Annotated in this window: 21 protein-coding genes; 18 read left to right on the plus strand and 3 right to left on the minus strand. The window is 35.0% G+C overall.

The window, feature by feature from the left end:
* Positions 1-27 precede the first annotated feature (27 nt).
* The 18 genes from RBG61_RS13705 to RBG61_RS13790 all read left to right on the plus strand — a co-directional run bounded on the left by RBG61_RS13705 (position 28) and on the right by RBG61_RS13790 (position 17,752).
* Positions 28-525, plus strand: a complete 498-nt coding sequence (locus tag RBG61_RS13705) for a stage III sporulation protein AF (protein WP_307944424.1) — start codon at positions 28-30, stop codon at positions 523-525.
* A 67-nt stretch (positions 526-592) separates the two neighbouring features.
* Positions 593-1,138, plus strand: coding sequence for a stage III sporulation protein AG (locus RBG61_RS13710; protein WP_307944425.1), 546 nt, complete (start codon positions 593-595; stop codon positions 1,136-1,138).
* 100 nt (positions 1,139-1,238) lie between these two features.
* Complete coding sequence (locus RBG61_RS13715) at positions 1,239-1,943, plus strand: SpoIIIAH-like family protein (RefSeq protein WP_307944427.1); 705 nt, start codon at positions 1,239-1,241, stop codon at positions 1,941-1,943.
* A gap of 92 nt (positions 1,944-2,035) precedes the next feature.
* Complete coding sequence (locus RBG61_RS13720; protein ID WP_307944428.1) at positions 2,036-2,389, plus strand: Asp23/Gls24 family envelope stress response protein; 354 nt, start codon at positions 2,036-2,038, stop codon at positions 2,387-2,389.
* Between the two features lie 71 nt (positions 2,390-2,460).
* A complete protein-coding gene (gene nusB, locus RBG61_RS13725) occupies positions 2,461-2,856 on the plus strand; it encodes a transcription antitermination factor NusB (RefSeq protein ID WP_307944429.1) in 396 nt (131 codons plus the stop codon).
* 1 nt (position 2,857) lies between these two features.
* Positions 2,858-3,805: a peptidase M22 gene (locus tag RBG61_RS13730; protein ID WP_307944431.1), complete on the plus strand. Its 948-nt coding sequence runs from the start codon at positions 2,858-2,860 to the stop codon at positions 3,803-3,805.
* Positions 3,789-4,988, plus strand: a complete 1,200-nt coding sequence (gene xseA / locus RBG61_RS13735) for an exodeoxyribonuclease VII large subunit (RefSeq protein WP_307944432.1) — start codon at positions 3,789-3,791, stop codon at positions 4,986-4,988. The genes RBG61_RS13730 and xseA overlap by 17 nt, the downstream gene beginning before the upstream one ends.
* Before the next feature lie 98 nt (positions 4,989-5,086).
* Complete coding sequence (gene xseB / locus RBG61_RS13740) at positions 5,087-5,284, plus strand: exodeoxyribonuclease VII small subunit (protein ID WP_307944433.1); 198 nt, start codon at positions 5,087-5,089, stop codon at positions 5,282-5,284.
* The gene (locus RBG61_RS13745) at positions 5,277-6,167 is read left to right on the plus strand and encodes a polyprenyl synthetase family protein (protein ID WP_307944434.1); all 891 of its coding nucleotides are present in this window, start codon (positions 5,277-5,279) and stop codon (positions 6,165-6,167) included. Before xseB ends, RBG61_RS13745 begins: the two co-directional genes overlap by 8 nt.
* A 21-nt stretch (positions 6,168-6,188) precedes the next feature.
* Complete coding sequence (locus RBG61_RS13750; RefSeq protein WP_307944435.1) at positions 6,189-6,656, plus strand: divergent PAP2 family protein; 468 nt, start codon at positions 6,189-6,191, stop codon at positions 6,654-6,656.
* 162 nt (positions 6,657-6,818) lie between these two features.
* Positions 6,819-8,666 carry a 1-deoxy-D-xylulose-5-phosphate synthase gene (dxs, locus tag RBG61_RS13755; protein WP_307944436.1) on the plus strand — a complete coding sequence of 616 codons (1,848 nt, stop codon included), beginning with the start codon at positions 6,819-6,821 and terminating at the stop codon, positions 8,664-8,666.
* 23 nt (positions 8,667-8,689) lie between these two features.
* Complete coding sequence (locus tag RBG61_RS13760) at positions 8,690-9,493, plus strand: TlyA family RNA methyltransferase (protein WP_307944437.1); 804 nt, start codon at positions 8,690-8,692, stop codon at positions 9,491-9,493.
* 33 nt (positions 9,494-9,526) lie between these two features.
* The gene (locus RBG61_RS13765; protein WP_307944438.1) at positions 9,527-10,426 is read left to right on the plus strand and encodes an NAD(+)/NADH kinase; all 900 of its coding nucleotides are present in this window, start codon (positions 9,527-9,529) and stop codon (positions 10,424-10,426) included.
* A gap of 39 nt (positions 10,427-10,465) precedes the next feature.
* On the plus strand, positions 10,466-10,921 hold the full coding sequence (locus RBG61_RS13770) for an arginine repressor (protein WP_307944440.1): 456 nt from the start codon (positions 10,466-10,468) through the stop codon (positions 10,919-10,921).
* Between the two features lie 40 nt (positions 10,922-10,961).
* Positions 10,962-12,653 (plus strand): DNA repair protein RecN, encoded by a 1,692-nt coding sequence (gene recN, locus RBG61_RS13775; RefSeq protein ID WP_307944442.1) that lies wholly within the window; start codon positions 10,962-10,964, stop codon positions 12,651-12,653.
* 209 nt (positions 12,654-12,862) lie between these two features.
* Complete coding sequence (locus RBG61_RS13780) at positions 12,863-15,421, plus strand: glycoside hydrolase family 3 C-terminal domain-containing protein (protein ID WP_307944444.1); 2,559 nt, start codon at positions 12,863-12,865, stop codon at positions 15,419-15,421.
* Between the two features lie 178 nt (positions 15,422-15,599).
* Positions 15,600-16,352, plus strand: coding sequence for a Nif3-like dinuclear metal center hexameric protein (locus tag RBG61_RS13785; RefSeq protein WP_307944446.1), 753 nt, complete (start codon positions 15,600-15,602; stop codon positions 16,350-16,352).
* A 296-nt stretch (positions 16,353-16,648) separates the two neighbouring features.
* On the plus strand, positions 16,649-17,752 hold the full coding sequence (locus tag RBG61_RS13790) for a glycerol dehydrogenase (RefSeq protein WP_307944447.1): 1,104 nt from the start codon (positions 16,649-16,651) through the stop codon (positions 17,750-17,752).
* Positions 17,753-17,842: 90 nt separating this feature from the next.
* Here RBG61_RS13790 and RBG61_RS13795 read toward each other — a convergent pair whose 3' ends face one another.
* From RBG61_RS13795 to RBG61_RS13805, 3 genes are read right to left on the minus strand one after another with little or no spacing between them, the layout of a single operon-like run.
* The gene (locus RBG61_RS13795; RefSeq protein ID WP_307944448.1) at positions 17,843-18,463 is read right to left on the minus strand and encodes a hypothetical protein; all 621 of its coding nucleotides are present in this window, start codon (positions 18,461-18,463) and stop codon (positions 17,843-17,845) included.
* Positions 18,430-19,059, minus strand: a complete 630-nt coding sequence (locus RBG61_RS13800) for a hypothetical protein (RefSeq protein WP_307944449.1) — start codon at positions 19,057-19,059, stop codon at positions 18,430-18,432. Before RBG61_RS13800 ends, RBG61_RS13795 begins: the two co-directional genes overlap by 34 nt.
* Positions 19,047-19,340, minus strand: a complete 294-nt coding sequence (locus RBG61_RS13805; RefSeq protein WP_307944450.1) for a hypothetical protein — start codon at positions 19,338-19,340, stop codon at positions 19,047-19,049. Before RBG61_RS13805 ends, RBG61_RS13800 begins: the two co-directional genes overlap by 13 nt.

Here is a 19,340-nt window from a genome sequence, read left to right on the forward strand (position 1 = left end):
CAGAGTATAAAAAAAGGAGTAATTGAAATGGAAGGAATTCGAACAATTGGAATGTCAATGTGTATTACACTCGTAGTGACATCTATTTTTTCAATGCTTATACCTGATTCCAAACTAGATAAGGTGTTGAAATTTGCTATAAGTTTATTTTTTCTAACTAGTATTATCTCTCCATTTTTTACTTCGAAAATTGATTTTGGTGTGGATTTTAACAATATGGTTATGGAGCAAACCAATACAAAAATGGATAAAGCAGTTGAAGAACAGTTCTTTTCACTAGCTCAAAAAAATATAGCAAGTACATTAGAGCGATATTTAAAAAATGAAGAGATTTCAGTAAGAAAAATTGAGGTATTTGTTAATAAAACAGCTGATAATAACATATCTATTAGTAAGTTGATGGTTTACATAGATGCAAGTCAAGAAAATAAAGTGAGCAAGATAGAAAGTCTTGTAAAAAGGGAGGTTGGGGTAACTCCGAGCATAGTCAAGTTAAACAGCAATCAAGGTAAGGACTCATACTAATTCCCATTAAATTATCACGGATTATTTCAAATGGAATTAGTATAACAAAAACAAGAGGTGACAAAAAATGAAGTTGACTAATTTAATAAAAGGTGATAAAAAAATTATCATTTTAGTAGTTTTGGGGCTTATCGGTATCGTGCTGATTGGTTTAACCTCGATTATTCCTCCAAAAGTAAAAACAACGCAAACGAAAGTCCAAGAACAACCAATAAACGACTACAAGAAGAAATTGGAGCAAGAGGTTTTGAACCTTGTTACATCTATTCATGGAGTCGGCAAAGCAAAAGTTATGGTTACTCTAAAAAACGGTGTTGAGTATGTTTATGTAAAAGAAGAAAAACAGAACACCGATACAACAAATGGTGCAGCAGGGACCGAGCAAACTGTTCAGCAACGTGATAATTACGAACAAAAAACCATTATAGTTGAAGACGAAAATGGCAGAAAAACAGCTTTACTTCGAACAACGCTAGAGCCAACGGTAAAAGGTGTCGTAATCGTTTGTGAAGGAGGAGATGATGTAGCAATTCAACAAGCCGTTACAGATGCCGTAAAAACTGCTTTGGGTATCGGTTCAAACAGTGTTTGTGTTTCCAAACTGAATCCATAAGGCAAGATGGAATAAAAGAAATCAATATAAGGCAAATACTCATTTAGAAGAGATGATATTTCTTTTAAAGCAAATTGGTATTACATAGGAGGAATTAGAGATGAAAGCAAACTTTATCATAGGCAAAAAACAAATTATTCTAGCTTCATTGGTTCTTATTCTTGGCGTTGCGGTTTATTTGAACTTTGCATTTGCAAATAAAGATTTTGAAGCAACCGACAAATTGCAATCTAATGTTACAGCAGATAAAGACAAAGTAATTGATGATGCCACAGGTTTAGCAGTTAAAGATGATACAGCTTCTGTAACTGATGTAAAGAAAGATACAGCTTCTAAGGCTGATACAAAGAAGGATGAAACCAAGAAGGCAAACGCAACAGCAAGTACAGCAGATACAGGTAGCAAAACAAAAACGCTAGGCGATGCACAACTAGTTAGCGCAAAATCAATTGTTGATGAAAATTATTTTGTAAAAGCAAGACTTTCAAGAACAAAGGCTCGTGATACAGCCATTCAAACAATATCAACGATTCTTGACAACGAAAAATTGACAGAGGCGGATAAAAAGCAAGCTTCCGCTAAAGCAATGTCTATTACAGATATTATAGAAGCAGAAACCAACGTTGAGAACATAATTAAATCCAAAGGCTATGAAGATTGTATCGTTTACTTAACAGCTACAAATGCTACTGTAGTTGTAAAAACAAAAGGTCTTGATCAAAACCAAGCAACGCAGATTAAAAATATAATTGTAACCGAAGCAAAAATTAAAGGCGAAAACGTTTCTATAAGCGAAATAAAATAAGTGTTGTGTCTTGCATATTTTGTGGTATAATATAAATAAGTATATGTCAAGTATACTTATCTTGAAAAGTATGCTGTAACGGAGGCACAAATATGGATACGAATAAGTCAAAAACACAAAGTAGCTTAAATATTTCTGAAGAGGTTGTTTCAATTATTGCGCAAAATGTAATTAAAGAGATTGATGGAGTTCATTCATTATCAATTCTTCCGAGTAAATACAGTGTGCTAACAACTCCTTCTGTTGCAAAGTCTGTAAAAATTAACTTAGCTTCAGATACTGCACAAATTGATATTGCAATTGTGGTTGATATGAACCATAAAATCAAAGATGTTTGTGAGCAAGTTCAAGTTACTGTGAAAGATCAAGTACAAAACATGACCGGAATTGCGGTTTCAAAGGTCAATGTTTATGTAACAGGTGTACACGTTGTAAACGAACAATAAACGAAAGCTAACTCTCGAAGGTGATTGAGGGTTAGCTTTTTGATACTTATAAGGAATGAGGAAATAAAAATATGACAAGACATCAGATGCGCCAATCTGCTTTTATTCTTACTTTCGAGCGTATTTTTAATACGGGTTCAATTGATGAAATCGTTGAATTAGCAAAAGAATGTGGCAACATTGAAATTGACAATTCTGTAATTACATTATTTAAAGGGGTAGATGAAAATAAAGAGGTGATTGATAGCGAAATTTCAAAACATTTAAAGAAATGGTCTATCAGTCGTATTTCAAAAGTTTCTCTTGCTGTTTTAAGAGTGGCAATGTATGAAATCATGTTCTCTAACGATATGGATATTGATATTATTATCAGTGAAGCGGTTAAAATTGCTCAAACATTTACATTGAAAGATGATGTTGCTTTTGTAAACGGAGTTCTTTCATCTGTAGCTAAGGAACGCAAATAAAATGGCTTATTATCTTGGAATCGATACAAGCAATTATACCTCTTCTGTTAGCTTATTTCATAGTAATACCAATCAAATTGTCATGCAAAAACGTCTTTTACCGGTTGCTTCCAATGCCGTTGGGTTGCGTCAAAGTGATGCAGTTTTTGCTCATGTAAAACAACTACACCATCTAATTGAAGAGTTGTTTCGTGAACAAAAATATCCAATCAAGGCGGTCGGCGTTTCCACTCGTCCACGCTCAGTAGAAGGTTCTTATATGCCCGCTTTTTTAGTCGGAGATTTAGTAGCTTCTTCTATTGCAAGCGTATTGGGTGTGAAAAAATACGAATGCTCTCATCAAGAGGGACATATTGTAGCAGCTTTATACAGTGCGTCTGCAATTGATTTACTAAATAATAAATTCTTAGCATTTCATGTATCAGGTGGAACGACAGAATGTTTATTGGTAGAACCAAAGAATAACCTGTTTGATGTTACTTTAATTGCAAAAACGCTCGATTTAAACGCAGGTCAATTAATTGATCGAGTTGGAGTTATGCTAGGTTTGCAATTTCCATGTGGAAAAGCCTTAACTGAATTAGCATTACAATGCAATAAAAAATTTAAGATAAAACCGACCCTAAAAGGTCACGATATTCATTTGTCCGGTGTGCAAAACCAATGTGAAACCATGTATCAAAAAGGTGTTTCCAAAGAAGAAATCGCTCGCTATGTAATTGAATATATCAAATCTTCTTTAGAAGCAATGACCAAAGGGGTACAAGAACAATACGGACAACTTCCTTTGCTATATGCCGGAGGAGTTATGTCTAATACAATTATAAAAGAGTACATGAGCAACAATTATAACGGACTATTTGCTAGTCCTGAATTTTCAGCAGATAACGCTGCTGGGGTATCTATCATTACAGCAATAAAGGATAATGAAAATGGACAATGCAATTAGTGTTTCACAATTGAATCGATATATAAAAGATTTGATTTCAAGTGACGGAAATCTTCGTAATATCACGTTAAAGGGTGAAATTTCGAATTTCACAAATCATATTAAGACAGGCCATTTTTATTTCACATTAAAAGATAATGCTTCTTCTATTAAAACAATCATGTTCAAAGGAAATGCAAGTAAAGTAAAGTTTGATGTGGAAAATGGTATGAATGTTATTGTAACGGGTAGTGTTCAGGTGTTTGAACGTGATGGAGCTTATCAATTTTATTGTGATACGCTTGAGCCCGATGGAATTGGAGCATTGTATTTAGCTTTTGAACAACTCAAGCAAAAGCTAGCTGCAAAAGGACTTTTTGATGAAGCGCATAAAAAGCCGATACCAACCATGCCTCAAAAAATCGGTATTGTTACTTCTAAAACGGGTGCCGCATTACAAGATATATTAAATATCTTAACAAGGCGTTATCCGCTTGGTACTGTTGTGTTAATTCCTGCGTTAGTACAAGGTGAAAATGCACCGGATTCGATTGTTTCGGGAATTCAAATTGCTGAGCAAACTGACGATATTGATGTTTTGATAGTTGGCCGTGGTGGCGGCTCAATTGAGGACCTTTGGGCTTTTAATGATGAAAAAGTAGCAATGGCTATTTATGAATGCAAAATTCCAATCATCTCTGCTGTTGGCCATGAGATTGATTTTACCATATCTGATTTTGTTGCTGATTTAAGGGCACCAACTCCTTCTGCAGCGGCAGAGCTTTGTGCCCCTGATATTTCTCAGCTTTATAAACAAATTGAAACGCTATCTGCTTATTTCGATCGCTATACAGTCAATAATTTAAAGGCTCGGTTTGATGGCTTGAAAGCATCTTATCAAAGGCTTGTAACGCTTTCACCATCCAATAAAATTGCACAAGGTGAGCAAGAGCTCCAAGCAAAGGTTCAGCGTTTGACGCTTGCTATGGATAATATCCAAACGCATTGTGAACAACGATACCATAAAGATGTTTCTATGTTAGAGGCTTTAAGCCCTTTAAAAGTTATCACAAGGGGATATTCTATTACATACTCCGAAAAAGGACTTGTATCATCAATAGATGAAATACAAAAAGGGGAAAGAATAATTACCAAATTGCGTGATGGCGAAATAATATCTGCAGTACAAGATATAAATAAATAGTTACGTGAATCAATGCAAAATAAGAGTTTGCTTATAATGATTACGATAAAAATTTCAGTATATTTACCGTTTAATATATAAACAGGAAGGATATTATAATGGAAGAATTGACATTTGAAAAAGCATTGTTGCAGCTTGAAGAGTTGATTACCAGCTTGGAAAAAGGCGAATTATCCTTAGAGCAATCGATTCAAGTTTACGAACAAGGCGTAAAATTAACTGCATTTTGTAATAAAGAGTTAAAAACTGCGAAGTTAAAAATAGAAGAATTGAAAGCTGAGAGTAAAAGTGAGTAATTACGAACAAACAACAAATCAATACAGGGACATGATTAACACTGCATTAGAAAGCTATATTATACCGACGGGTGAAGAATATGATGTTGTGAAACAAGCAATGCTATATTCTTTGAGTGCTGGTGGAAAACGAATCCGTCCTATTTTAGTGTTGGAATTTTGTAAAGTGAATGGCGGCGATATTGAAAAAGCTTTACCGTTTGCGTGTGCAATTGAAATGATTCATTGCTATAGCTTAATCCATGATGATCTTCCTTGTATGGATGATGATGACATGAGACGGGGACAACCTTCTTGTCATAAAAAATTTGGAGAGGCCAATGCGTTACTGGCAGGTGATGCGTTGTTAACGCTTGCATTTGAAACAATTGCTTCTGCATGGAGTTCCGGTATGCAATCACCGCAAGCTTGTATTAAAGCTGTTAAAGTACTTTCGAATCATGCGGGAATGGATGGCATGGTAGGTGGTCAAGTAATTGATTTACAAAATGAAGGAAAACTGATTTCCGAACAAACTTTGCATCAATTACATGCTAAAAAAACGGGAGCCTTAATTACAGCTGCTTGTGAGTTAGGCGCAATTGCTGCCGAAGTATCTTCTGATATTCAGAAGAAATGTGCTGAATATGGAAAGCAACTCGGTTTTGCATTTCAAATAGTTGATGATATTTTAGATGTAATCGGTGATGAAAAGGCGCTAGGTAAGCCAATCGGAAGCGATGCTGAAAATCAAAAAACTACTTTTGTTTCCCTTTATGGATTGGAAAGCGCAAAAGAAATTGCATATAAAACAACCGAACAAGCATTGCAACAGTTATCTGAGTTTCGTGGGAATCAATATTTAATCGAGCTAACAAATAAGTTATTGAATAGAACATACTAATCTCATACTTGGAGGTAAAGCATGACAAAAATAAGTGATTTGTTTAGTAACTATGTGTTGAATGTAGCGGTGATATCTTGGATTTCAGCACAGGTAATTAAAACATTATTAAATCTAATTACAACAAAGAAGATGGATTTGGAACGTCTATTCGGTGCAGGCGGTATGCCAAGTGCCCATTCTGCATCAGTTTGTGGATTAACAATTGCTGTTTCTAAAACAGTTGGATTTGCATCACCTTTATTTGCAATTTCGTTTTTACTTTCTGCAATCGTTATGTATGATGCAATGGGAGTAAGGCGAGCTGCAGGCGAACATGCTAAAGTTATCAATTTAATTGTCAAAAAAAACAATGAGAGTAAAGGCGAAGCTATCTATATTCCAAAGAATAAGAATCAGCTGAAAGAATTTTTAGGTCATACTCCTCTTGAAGTTATGGGTGGCGCTATGCTTGGCATCTTAGTTGCAATTCTTATTCCGGTTTACTAACATAACTGGTTCGATAAATAATTATGTTTTTGTGGGGAAAAACTCCATTTTATAAAATCAAGTGAATGTTGCTGTATATCGGCAAGTGCTTACTTGTTTTCGTTATATTTATAACATAGAAGCGCTATTGAAAGAAAAGGGCGTTAAAATGATGGAGGATTAATGGAATATAAACTTTTAAATCATATTAATACACCGGATGATTTGAAAAAGCTTTCAAAAGAGCAGCTTGTACCTTTATGCGAAGAAATTCGAGGATTTTTGTTGGAATCGGTATCTCAAACAGGTGGACATTTAGCCTCAAATTTGGGAACGGTTGAGTTAACAGTTGCCTTGCACAAGGTATTTCAGTCACCGGAAGATAAAATAGTTTTTGATGTAGGACATCAATGTTACACCCATAAGCTTTTAACTAATCGTAAAGAGCAATTTGTTTCTTTGAGGCAAAAGGGTGGAATTTCCGGCTTTCCAAAGCCAAAAGAAAGTGAGCACGATGCCTTTATTGCAGGACATAGCTCTACTTCAATTTCTGCTGCTTTGGGAATTGCAAAAGCGTTACAAATTCAAGGCAAATCAAACCATGCAATTGCAGTAATCGGTGATGGCGCATTTACAGGCGGAGAAGCGTACGAAGCGTTAAATAACGCTGGAAGAAGTGGTACCAACTTAATTTTAATATTAAATCATAATGATATGTCCATTTCAAAAAATGTTGGTGCATTTGCTCGTTATCTTGCAACAATTCGTGCAAGACCGGGTTACTTAAATTTAAAATCAACTATCGAAAAGATATTACTTCATACTCCGTTAATCGGAAAACCAATACGCAATTGGTTAGAAAGCTCCAAATCAATGTTAAAAACTTTGATTTATCGCTCTACGTTTTTTGAAGAGCTTGGCTTTAGCTATTTAGGCCCAACTGACGGTCATGACATAGAAGAACTTATTTTGGTATTAAGGCGTGCAAAAGAACTGCAAAGACCTGTACTGATTCAAGTTGAAACAATAAAAGGAAAAGGCTATCCGTTTGCGGAAGAAAATCCGGGGGCATATCATGCGACAGCGACGTTTGATCCGTCTGTTGGTAGTGATGATTCTATAAACGAAGATACCTATTCTTTTGTTTCCGGAATGACAATTAAGCAAGTTGCTGATGAAGATAATCGTATTTGCGCAATTACTGCGGCAATGAAATATGCAACAGGCTTACAAAATTTTTATCAAGCACATAAAGAACGATTTTTTGATGTTGGTATTGCTGAGCAACACGCAGTAACCTTTGCTGGTGGACTTGCAAGTCAAGGAATGATACCTGTTTTTGCGGTGTATTCAAGTTTCTTGCAACGTGGTTACGACCAAATAATCCATGATATATCAATTGAACAACAACACGTTGTATTGGCAATTGATAGAGCAGGTATTGTCGGAGAAGATGGTGAAACCCATCAAGGCATATTTGATACTGCATATTTAAATCATATACCAAACGTAAAGGTGTATTCACCTGAAGGCTACGAAGAAACTTCACTTTGTATGCAAAAAGCGATTACAGAAGATCAAGGTGTGGTTGCTGTTCGCTACCCAAGAGGAAGCGCAAAAGTAACGCATACTTTTTTACCTACTACTGAATATGAACACAAACAAAATGGAAATGATACGCTTGTTATTTCTTATGGAAGAATGACTTCTAATTGTTTTGACGCAGTGCAAGAGCTAAATCAGCAAGGAAATAATATATCACTGCTAAAGCTCACTCAAATTATTCCGTTAGATACTAAGGTAATCAGTATTGCAAACGAATATAAAAATGTATACTTTGTTGAAGAAGCAATTCAAACAGGCGGCATTGCCGAACATTTTGGTGCGTTATTATTAGAACAAGGCTATAAAGGCAGCTACCATATTCGAGCAATTGAATCGTTTGTTCCACAAAGCAGCGTAAATGAGGCGTTTGTTTCTTTGGGGCTTGATAAAGATTCCATAAAAGAATGGATAATAAACGCAAAATAGAAGATTGAAATAGGAGCAATAAAGTGGTTGAAAAGAAAAGATTAGATCTATTACTTGTTGAAAAAGGACTATGCGAAAGCAGAGAAAAAGCAAAAGCATTGATAATGTCAGGAAATGTTTTTATAGGAAATGAGCGTTGCGATAAAGCAGGAATGACAGTTTTAGCCGATTCCGAAATTGAGCTGAAAGGCAGCTTAAAATATGTCAGCCGTGGGGGGCTCAAACTGGAAAAGGCAATCGATTTATATCAATTGGATTTAACAGGTAAGGTATGTATGGATATTGGTGCATCTACGGGAGGGTTTACCGACTGTATGTTACAAAACGGTGCATCAAAAGTTTTTTCCGTAGACGTTGGATATGGTCAGCTTGCTTGGAGCTTGCGTACAGATGAACGTGTTGTCAATATGGAACGTACCAATATTCGATATGTAACAGATGAACAGATAAAAACAAAGTTAGATTTTGCTTCTATAGATGTGTCTTTTATTTCATTAACTTTAGTGCTTCCAGTTTTATCAAAGCTAATCAATGATAATGGACAAGGATTATGTTTGGTGAAGCCACAATTTGAAGCAGGAAAAGAAAAAGTCGGTAAAAAGGGCGTTGTGCGTGAATTATCCACTCATATTGAAGTGTGTAAAAAAATATATGATTTTCTTCCTACTTGCGGATTTTCTTTAATTGGAGCAACGTTTTCTCCTATTAAAGGTCCTGAGGGGAATATTGAATACTTGTATTATATTCAAAAATCAGAAGAAGGACATAAGCTATCTTTTGATGAAGTTGAAACTATGGTGAAATGCTCTCATGATAGTTTAAAATAACAATATTATTGATTCAAAATAGGGGTGAACTAGTTGAAAGCATTTCTTATGCCAAATTTGGACAAGCCAAATGCACAAAAATGTACGCAAAGAGTAATTTCCAAGTTAATCGAATACAATATCATGCCAACAATTGATAATCGATACCGTCATTTTTTTGAAGGAGATGAAGACTTTCCGAATACGGAAGTTGAATTTTTGGATTTTTACACAGCAATTTATAGCACAGATGTTGTGATAGCAATCGGTGGTGATGGTACGATTATTCATAGTGCAAAGCATGCAGTAGCATATGATAAACCGTTGCTGGGAATTAACGTTGGCAGGCTTGGCTTTATGGCTGGATTAGAAATGTCAGAACTACACTTATTGAAACATTTAGTAGAACAAGATTATACGATTGAAAACAGAATGATGCTAAGATGCTTGCATTATACGGAAGAAGCAGTAAATGAATATCTTGCGTTAAACGATGTGGTGATTTCCAATGGAGCTTTATCAAGAATTATTGATCTTGAAGTGCTGTGTAATGATAATCCTGTAGCATCATATCGAGCGGATGGAGTCATTTTTGCAACACCTACAGGTTCTACAGCATATGCACTTTCAGCGGGTGGGCCAATTGTCGAACCGGCGCTTAACAGTATTTCTATGACACCAATTTGTCCCCATTCCTTAGTTGAAAGAACGGTTATTTTTTCAGATGATAAAGTCTTGATGGCGCGTAGCTGCGTATATAATAGACATCCTATTTATATTACGATAGATGGTGAACAAGGCGCAAAACTTGAGAAAAATGATTTTCTTGAAATCATGAGAAGCCCTCAAACAGTGAAGCTGATTAACCTGAACAAAAAGCAATTTTATGAAGTATTAGATCAAAAATTTAAATTGCATAACAACGAACCCGTAAATGGCAACTATTTAATATAATACATTCTTTCAAATTACTTGGAAAGGAACGAACAGATTATGAAAACAAGGCGACATAAGGTGATATTAGATATCATTGACAAACAAGAAATCTATACACAAGAAGGCTTGCTTGAGCAATTGAAGCTAGCTGGATATGATGTAACGCAAGCTACTGTTTCTCGTGACATTAAAACACTTGACTTAGTAAAAACAATGACAGAAACAGGAAAATATCGTTATACGCAAAGATTAGATTATATTACAAAGAAGAATTCGATTAAATTTAAATCTGTGTTTTTGGAAGCAACGGTATCTGTGGATTATGCATTAAACACAGTTGTATTAAAATGCCATGTTGGAATGGCGAATGCAGCTTGCGCTGCATTGGATACAATGCATCTAGAAGATGTAGTTGGTACATTAGCAGGAGACGATACCATTTTTATTTTAATGAGAACGGAAAATTCTGCGAAGAGATTAGTAGAAAAAATATTGGAGATGCTTGAAAAATAGGCGTTCCTAGTGACACGACAGAATAGCGGAATGGCATCAAATGAAAGGATTGGTCACAATTATGCTTTGTGAGTTATACATTGAAAATTTAGCTGTTATTGAAAAAACCAGTATTCAATTGGGGACTGGCTTAAATGTATTTACTGGCGAAACAGGAGCAGGTAAATCTATTGTGATTGATGCTATCAATGTGGTTTTAGGTCAACGTACTTCAAAAGAAATTGTGCGCTATAATACTTCAAAAGCAACGATAACTGCAATTTTTACGGACATCAGCAAATCGGCTTTCGAGAAGCTGAAGGAATATGGATATGAGCAAGATTATTTAGATGAGCAACAATTGTTGATAACCAGAGAAATATCTGCAGATCAAAAAAGTGTGGCACGAATTATGGGAAAACCCGTAACGGTTGCTATTTTACGAGAAATTGGGACAGAGCTTATCAATATTCATGGACAACATGATAATCAAGTTTTGTTGGCACCGGAACGTCATATTGATATTTTAGATAAATATGGCGATTATACGTCTTTGCTTGAGCAATATCATGCTTGCTTTAAACAAGTTGTATTAATTAAACGTGAGATGAAAAAGATTTCAGTAAATGAGCAAGAAAAAGCACAACGAATTGATTTATTGACCTATCAAATTGATGAAATTTCATCTGCTTCTTTAAAATCGGGCGAAGATGTTAAACTAGAAGCAAAGCAAAATGAAATTAAAAATAAAACAAAAATTATCGAAGGATTACAAGCGGCTTATCAAGCTTTAAGTGGGCTTGATGATGAAGGGGGCGCAGTAGAATTATGTCAAACTGCAACCCAATCTTTTGAAGAAATAACAGAAGTATATGAACCTGCAAACGTAATTTATACAAAACTTGAAGGTTTGAGCGCAGAACTGGAAGAAGTTGCAGCTGACATTGCAAATCAACTGGATGAATTTGATTTTAATCAAAATACCATAGATGCAATTGAAACAAGACTCGATGAAATTCATAAGTTAAAACGAAAATATGGCGATTCTATAGATGAGATTTTATCTTATGCAGAAGAATGTAAACAAGAGTTAGAATCCTTAGAGCTTTCAGATCAACGCTTAGCAGAATTGAGCAAACAGGGGACGATAGAATATCAACGACTATTAGAGCTTGCGAATGAAATTACAAAACAGCGTGAAATTGCCTCAAAACGATTTATTCAATCTGTTACATCCGAATTGCAATTTTTAGATATGCCAAATGTAAGCTTAGAAGTAAAACAAGATCATGTAAAACCAAATGCTAAAGGGCAAGATGCAATTGAATTCTTGATTTCTACCAATAAAGGCGAGCCACCAAAACCAATTGCAAAAATCGCATCAGGTGGTGAACTTTCTAGAATTATGCTTGCAATCAAAAATACACTTGCAGACAAAGATGAAATTCAAACTTTAATCTTTGATGAAATTGATACGGGCGTGAGTGGCAGAGCGGCACAGAAAATTGGGTTAAAGCTTAGTCAAGCTGCGAAGAATCGTCAAGTAATTGCCGTTACCCATTCCGCACAAATTGCAGCGTTGGGCGATCATCATTTCTTAATTCAAAAAGAAAGCAGAGATGATCGAACCTTTACTGATGTAACAAAACTTGACTATAATGGGCGTATTCACGAAGTAGCAAGAATCATGTCGACAGATAAAATTACGGACTTAATGCTGAAAAATGCAGAAGAAATGATTATAAGAAAATAATGTAGTAATATTGAACCAGTATAGAGAAAAATCTGTACTGGGTTATTTTTAGCAATGTGGCGGTATAGTAAATGTAAAATATAAGACGACAAAAGGAGAAATGCAATATTTAATTTTTATTACATGTAAAAGTTAAAATGCTATTGCGCACATTGCAAAAACTAGTTATGATAGAACTATATAAATTTGAGAAAAAAGGGGAAACAAAAATGGGCTATAAAGATAAAAGCTTACCAATAGAAGATCGTATTAACGATTTGTTGTCACTAATGACATTAGAAGAAAAATTCAACGAAATCGATCCTGATATTATGAGCATTGATTGGGATAAGATTGACGAGGAAACTCGGAATTACTGCTTACAAGAGCTAAAATCCAGAAAATCCAATGCAAAAGTGTTTAACGTATTACAAAAATATGCCCAAGAGCATACTCGTTTAGGAATTCCATATTTCATTCATGAAGAGGCATTACATGGTGTATTTCGTCCTGGATGTACCAATTTTCCTCAGCAATTAACTTTATCATCAACCTTTGAGCCAAAACTAGCCTATGATATGGGTAGAGCCATTGCAACAGAAGCACGCAGCTATGGCTTCCACGAAGTATTCGCACCTGTTCTTGATTTAGCAAGAGATCCACGCTGGGGAAGAACCGAAGAAACCTATGGCGAAGATACTTATTTAACAACAAAAATGGGTGTACAAGTTGTAAAAGGGTTACAAGGAGAGGGCTTAAATCGCCAAGATACCGTTGCATCTGAATTAAAACATTTCACAGGTTACGGTAATCCGATTGGTGGTTTAAACTGCGCACCAACAACTATGGGACGTCATGATGTTCATGCTTACTGTATGCCTCCTTTTGAAGAAGCATTTATGGAAGGTAAAGCTACCAATACAATGTGTTCTTATAACTCAATTGATGGTATCCCCGTTGTAAGTGATCGCGATATTTTAACAGACACCTTAAGAGGTAAATTTGGTATGCCAGGCTTTGTGCGTGCAGATATGACAGCTATTATTATGCAGCATACCGCACACTATTCTGCTGCAACCCCAAAAGAAGCTTTGAAAAAAGCAGTAAAAGCTGGCGTAGATGTTCAGTTTGCAGATTATTCCCACGAAGAATACAGAACCTTAATGAAAGAGTTATTAGATGAAGGCGAAATAACAATGCAAGATATAGACGAATCTGTTCGTCGTATGCTTCGTGTGAAGTTTATGCTTGGACTTTTTGAAAATCCATATATAGATGAAACATTGCAAGAAAAGGTAGTCCATTGCCAAAAACATCAAGATACAGCACTTGAAATTGCAAGAAAAGCAATGGTTTTATTGAAAAATAAAGATAATATGTTACCTTTGAAAAAGGATATTAAGAAAATTGCAGTATTAGGACCAAATGCAAATAAACCTGTTCTAGGTGATTATTGTGTTGAGCCAAGCGGCTACCATGCGTTGAGCTTACTAGATGGTGTAAAATCTATTGTATCTGATGAAACTGAAGTGATTTATGAAAAGGGCTGTAATATCTTAGGCTCTGAAATTAAACCAATACCACGTTGGTGGGCAAGAACAGGTAAAGATGATTTTGGATTTAAAGGTGAGTATTTTAACGGACCTGATTTCTCCGGTGAACCAGTTATGACTCGTTTAGATCAACAAATCAATTTTAATTGGATTTTCTTAAAACCGGATGAATGTATTGATTCTAAACAATTCTGCGTTCGCTGGACAGCTAGATTAAGTGTTGAAAAAACATTTACAGGTCGTATTGGTTTAAGCAGCCTTGATAGTATGCGATTATATATTGATAACGAATTGGTTGTAGACGGTTGGGAAGAAAAAGATGCAAATCAAATGGTTGATTTCACACTTGAAAGTGGCCGAGAATATGATTTGAAAGTAGAATTTCGAAATGATGCACGTGGTGTACGAGTGATTCTTGGTTATGATCAAGGAGAAGAAACAATTGATAAAGCTGTAGAAGCGGCTAGAGAAGCTGATGTTGCAATCGTAGCACTAGGTGATTCTGAGGAAACAAGTGGCGAAAACTTCGACCGTACAACTTTGGATTTACCTGGTCAACAATTAGATTTCTTAAAAGCAATCTATGAAACAGGAACACCTGTAGTGTTAGTGTTACAAACAGGACGTCCTGTGTCTGCAACTTGGGAAGATGAGAATATTCCAGCCATTCTTCAAGCAGGTTTTCCAGGAGAAAAAGGTGGTCAAGCAATTGCTGAAGTATTATTCGGTGATGTAAATCCTTCTGGTAAACTATCTATGTCTTATCCTCGTACTGTCGGACAAATTCCATGCCATTATAGCAGAAAACCCGCAGGTGGAAGAAAATATGTTGAAATGGATTGGAATCCACTATATCCGTTTGGATATGGACTAAGCTATACTACATTTGCATATTCTAATCTAAAGCTATCTGCTCATACAATCAAACCTGATGAAACAGTAACCGTTACATTTGATGTAACCAATACAGGCAATTGTTATGGCGAAGAAGTTGCACAGCTTTATGTCAACGACTGCTATAGCTCTGTTGTAAAACCAATTAAAGAGTTAAAAGGATTCCAACGTGTAGGCTTGAAACCAAATGAAACAAAAACGGTTACAATGGAATTAGGCTTTAAAGAGCTTAGAACTCTAAGTGTCGATTATAATTGGGTGGTCGAGCCTGGTAAGTTTGAAGTAATGGTTTCCGATAATGCAGATCATGTTTTATTAACGGATGCATTTGAAGTTATGTAAGCATAATGATGAGGGTGAGGACATATAATCTTCATCCTCTTGTTTTTTATAAGCAAATTGTGGTAAAATAAAGATTGTAGCGACGAACTATGTTCGCTTGTCAGCGAATAGCAAACTTATAAGGAGCGACCCACGTTCTTTTTTCAAAAAACTCAATTAACATATTAGGAGAACCATTATGATAACTGTTCAAGATATTTATCAAAAAATAAATGAAATGAGTCCATTTTCGCTTGCTATGGGATTTGATAATTGTGGCTTATTGGTCGGTACACCGAATCAAACCGTATCACAATGTATCATCGCTTTGGATATTACCAACGAAGTAATTGACTTGGCAATTGCAAAGAAAGCAGATTTGATTATTACACATCATCCTATTATCTTCCATGCGATGAAAACAGTTACGAGTAATGAACGTGTTTTCAAGTTAATTCAAAATAACATCAGCGTTATTAGTGCACACACAAACTTAGATATTGCTCAAGACGGTGTGAATGATATTTTAGCAAAGCGCCTGTCTTTGCAAGATGTAAGGGTATTAGAGAATTGCGATGGAGTGGTTCGTATGGGCAACTTACAACATCCTATGAGTGGAACTGAATTTGCAAGAGAAGTTAAGGAAAAGCTGAAAGCAAAGTTTGTGCAAGTAGTTAACGGAAGCAAAGAAGTGAAAAGCGTAGCAGTTTGTGGAGGTTCAGGCGATGATTATTTGCAATCTGTGATAGATGCGAATATTGATGTATTGGTAACAGGTGAAGTAGACCATGATGTTGTGATTGACGCAATTAACAACGATATTACCCTAATTTGTGCAGGCCATCATTACACAGAAGCTCCTGTATTATATATGTTAGAAAATCTAATGAAAACTCATTTTTCATCTATTTCTATTTGCTTGTATGATGATTTAAAAATGGAAGTGATATAGTACAAATTATACTTATGTCAATTGATTTGGATTATAATATCATTAAACCGAATAATTATGTAAAGTACCCATTATTGTTACAATTCACAATAATGGGTACTTTACATATATATTTCTTTGTTGTATATAAACAATAATGATAATAAAATAACACACTTATATAGCGGTCTTATCTAAATAAACAATTAGAATAGGTATATGGAATATACATATTCGATAACATTGACAATTATTTATCAATGCACTATAATTGTGAAAAAAGTTAACACAGCTAACTTAAAAAAGGAGAGTTTTGAATGGCAAGAACAAAGTTAATGCGTGCACCACTTAAATATGTACAAGGTGAGGATTCTTTACTTCAATTTTATTCCGAAACCAAAGATTTAGGCAATAAATTTTTATTTATTTGCTCAAACAGTGGATATAAAAGCTGTTTCGATAAAATAGAGAAAAGTTTTGAAAATTCGAATGCATTTCGTCAATATGAAGTTTTCGGAGGAATAAGCTCCGTTGGAGAAATCGAGAAGATGCGTTCAATCGTTAAAGAAAAGAATATTGATGTTGTTGTAGGTATAGGCGGCGGTTCAGCAATTGATACTGCCAAAGCTACTGCATTCTACGAGAAAGTACCTGTTACTATTGTACCAACAGTATCTGCTACAGATGCTCCATGTACAGGCCTTTCTGTTATTTATAATGATGATGGAACTTTTAACAGCTATTTATTCTATCCAAGAAATCCTGAGGCGGTAATTGTTGATACAAGAGTGATTGCAAACGCTCCCGCTAAATTTTTAGTTGCAGGTATGGGAGATGCTTTGGGTACTTATTTTGAAGCACGTGCGTGTGTTAAAACAGATGCTCCAAGCCTTGAAAACGGCGGTGTTTCACGTTCAGCAATGGCATTATGCAAATTGTGCTACGAAACCTTATTGGAATACGGTGCTCAAGCAAAAATGGCTTGTGAACAAAAACTGTTAACTCCTGCTTTAGAAGCAATTATTGAAGCAAACACTTATTTAAGCGGCGTTGGTGCTGATAATGGTGGACTTGCTGTTGCACACTCCGTATATAACGGCTTTACAGCATTAGAAGAATGTGAAAAAACGATGCATGGTTGTTTAGTAGCATTCGGTACGATAGCACAATTGATTTTAGAAGCAGCTCCAAAAAATGAAGTAAAAGAAGTTATGAATTTCTGTTATTCTGTTGGACTTCCTCTTACATTAGAAGAAGTTGGTGTGACAGATTCTAAGAGAGTTATGATTGCCGCTGAAAAAGCATGTGTAGAAGGTGAAACCATTCATAATATGCCTGGTGATGTTACCCCAGAACAACTTTACAATGCTTTATTAACAGCAGACGCTTTAGGCAGAGATTATTTAAAAGCTAATAAGTAATTTTTTGATACATTTTTACCGAAGCTTAATAAGCAAAAAGCAACCAAAAAACGAGTCTTTTGTATTTCAAAAGGCTCGTTTTTGGTATAATTATATATGATTAAGTGGTGAATGCCAATTGTATTCAATGGTTGGTTCATTTATCAGTATGGATTTGCCATGCAATGCGTTTTGACTACGCTTTAAGTAACATAAGAATAATATATCCACTAACAATCCTGCTATAATAAATACTAAAGTTTGTAAGGAAATCAGTGGAGCATAGAACCATGAAGAGATAATAATTATAATCATTATTATGTTAATTCCAAGCAACCAATGATATGCAGTACGACCATCCTCTTGAACTTGTAAATTTTCTATAAGCTTTGCAATTTCAATAATGCCGTAAATTAAGTGGTAGTAGAGACATATGCTGAGGGTAAGACCAATTAAGGCGGGGATACCGGCAAAATTAGACATTACTTCATTAACCTTGTAAAAGTCAAACAGGCTAAGCAAAAACAGAATGCGTGCAATAAAAGTAGCAATAATAAAATGTTGATGATAGTGGCTTAACTTTGTTAATCCGATTATTATCAACACATATCCTATAAAATTAGGTAAGATATCGTATCCGCTAATACGAATATCCACAAAAATAAGGCAATAACCCCAAAATATAAAATCTAAGCCATTTACATTAAGCTGGCATTGCTGTGATTCATCCATTCCTCACCATCTCCCAATGAAATTATAGCCCGACTTTTCAATGACCGATAGCTTTGCTTAAGAGTAATGAAATATAATATTTGAGTTATATATACGATTACTAACAATAATGTTGCGAAAAAGTATAATTGATTGGAGTTAATCCAGTATAAAATGAGCGAAACAGCTTCTATTATCGTTAAAACGGAAAAAAAGCGGAAGGATACTTTAGCATCGTGAGAAACGCCTCTATTGTTTACCATGTTTCCAAGTTCAGCGATGCCTTTCCATATAAAATAGTAAATTGCAATATTAACTGCAAAACGAATAAGGATAACAATGAAATAGTACAGAGGTAACTCACCAATATCGACTTGAGGCTGGTTAATTCTTGCAGCGCTTAACACCATATTTAAGATTGTGAATGATATTGTCTTTTGAAAATGATTGCTGTAATGTGTTAATTCTGTAAGTCCAATTAAGATGATAATATTGCTTATAAATCCAACAATTATTGCAGGACCGTTATAGAAAAAACTAATTATTAACAACAGGTTTCCCAGTAAAACAATCTTCAATCCTTTTAAATCAAGACTTACATTATTTAATTCTGACATTTGTTGTCATCTCCCAGTTGCTTTTTTATTTCTTCGATGTTACATAAAATGCTTGCTAATTCCCATTCCAGATCATTGAGAATGCTTTTTACAATGCCGCATAATGTGATGCAAAAGAGAAATCCAAAGAAACAAACTTGTTTACAATAAGATAGTACGATGTAGAATTGATGGCTGATTTTTTCTGGATAACCAAGGCATATTAAAATAATAATGAATCCAATAATAAAAATACCACTTAAAATCAACAATAAATGAAACCATTTATTTGTTCTTTCCAC

The organism is Paludicola sp. MB14-C6 (assembly GCF_030908625.1).
Lineage (GTDB): Bacteria > Bacillota > Clostridia > Oscillospirales > Ruminococcaceae > Paludihabitans.

Coding starts and splice junctions, on each gene's coding strand:
- RBG61_RS13705 (WP_307944424.1), top strand. CDS start 28: ATGGAAGGAATTCGAACAATTGGAATGTCAATGTGTATTACACTCGTA.
- RBG61_RS13710 (WP_307944425.1), top strand. CDS start 593: ATGAAGTTGACTAATTTAATAAAAGGTGATAAAAAAATTATCATTTTA.
- RBG61_RS13715 (WP_307944427.1), top strand. CDS start 1,239: ATGAAAGCAAACTTTATCATAGGCAAAAAACAAATTATTCTAGCTTCA.
- RBG61_RS13720 (WP_307944428.1), top strand. CDS start 2,036: ATGGATACGAATAAGTCAAAAACACAAAGTAGCTTAAATATTTCTGAA.
- nusB (WP_307944429.1), top strand. CDS start 2,461: ATGACAAGACATCAGATGCGCCAATCTGCTTTTATTCTTACTTTCGAG.
- RBG61_RS13730 (WP_307944431.1), top strand. CDS start 2,858: ATGGCTTATTATCTTGGAATCGATACAAGCAATTATACCTCTTCTGTT.
- xseA (WP_307944432.1), top strand. CDS start 3,789: ATGGACAATGCAATTAGTGTTTCACAATTGAATCGATATATAAAAGAT.
- xseB (WP_307944433.1), top strand. CDS start 5,087: ATGGAAGAATTGACATTTGAAAAAGCATTGTTGCAGCTTGAAGAGTTG.
- RBG61_RS13750 (WP_307944435.1), top strand. CDS start 6,189: ATGACAAAAATAAGTGATTTGTTTAGTAACTATGTGTTGAATGTAGCG.
- dxs (WP_307944436.1), top strand. CDS start 6,819: ATGGAATATAAACTTTTAAATCATATTAATACACCGGATGATTTGAAA.
- RBG61_RS13770 (WP_307944440.1), top strand. CDS start 10,466: ATGAAAACAAGGCGACATAAGGTGATATTAGATATCATTGACAAACAA.
- recN (WP_307944442.1), top strand. CDS start 10,962: ATGAAAGGATTGGTCACAATTATGCTTTGTGAGTTATACATTGAAAAT.
- RBG61_RS13780 (WP_307944444.1), top strand. CDS start 12,863: ATGGGCTATAAAGATAAAAGCTTACCAATAGAAGATCGTATTAACGAT.
- RBG61_RS13785 (WP_307944446.1), top strand. CDS start 15,600: ATGATAACTGTTCAAGATATTTATCAAAAAATAAATGAAATGAGTCCA.
- RBG61_RS13790 (WP_307944447.1), top strand. CDS start 16,649: ATGGCAAGAACAAAGTTAATGCGTGCACCACTTAAATATGTACAAGGT.
- RBG61_RS13795 (WP_307944448.1), bottom strand. CDS start 18,463: ATGGATGAATCACAGCAATGCCAGCTTAATGTAAATGGCTTAGATTTT.
- RBG61_RS13800 (WP_307944449.1), bottom strand. CDS start 19,059: ATGTCAGAATTAAATAATGTAAGTCTTGATTTAAAAGGATTGAAGATT.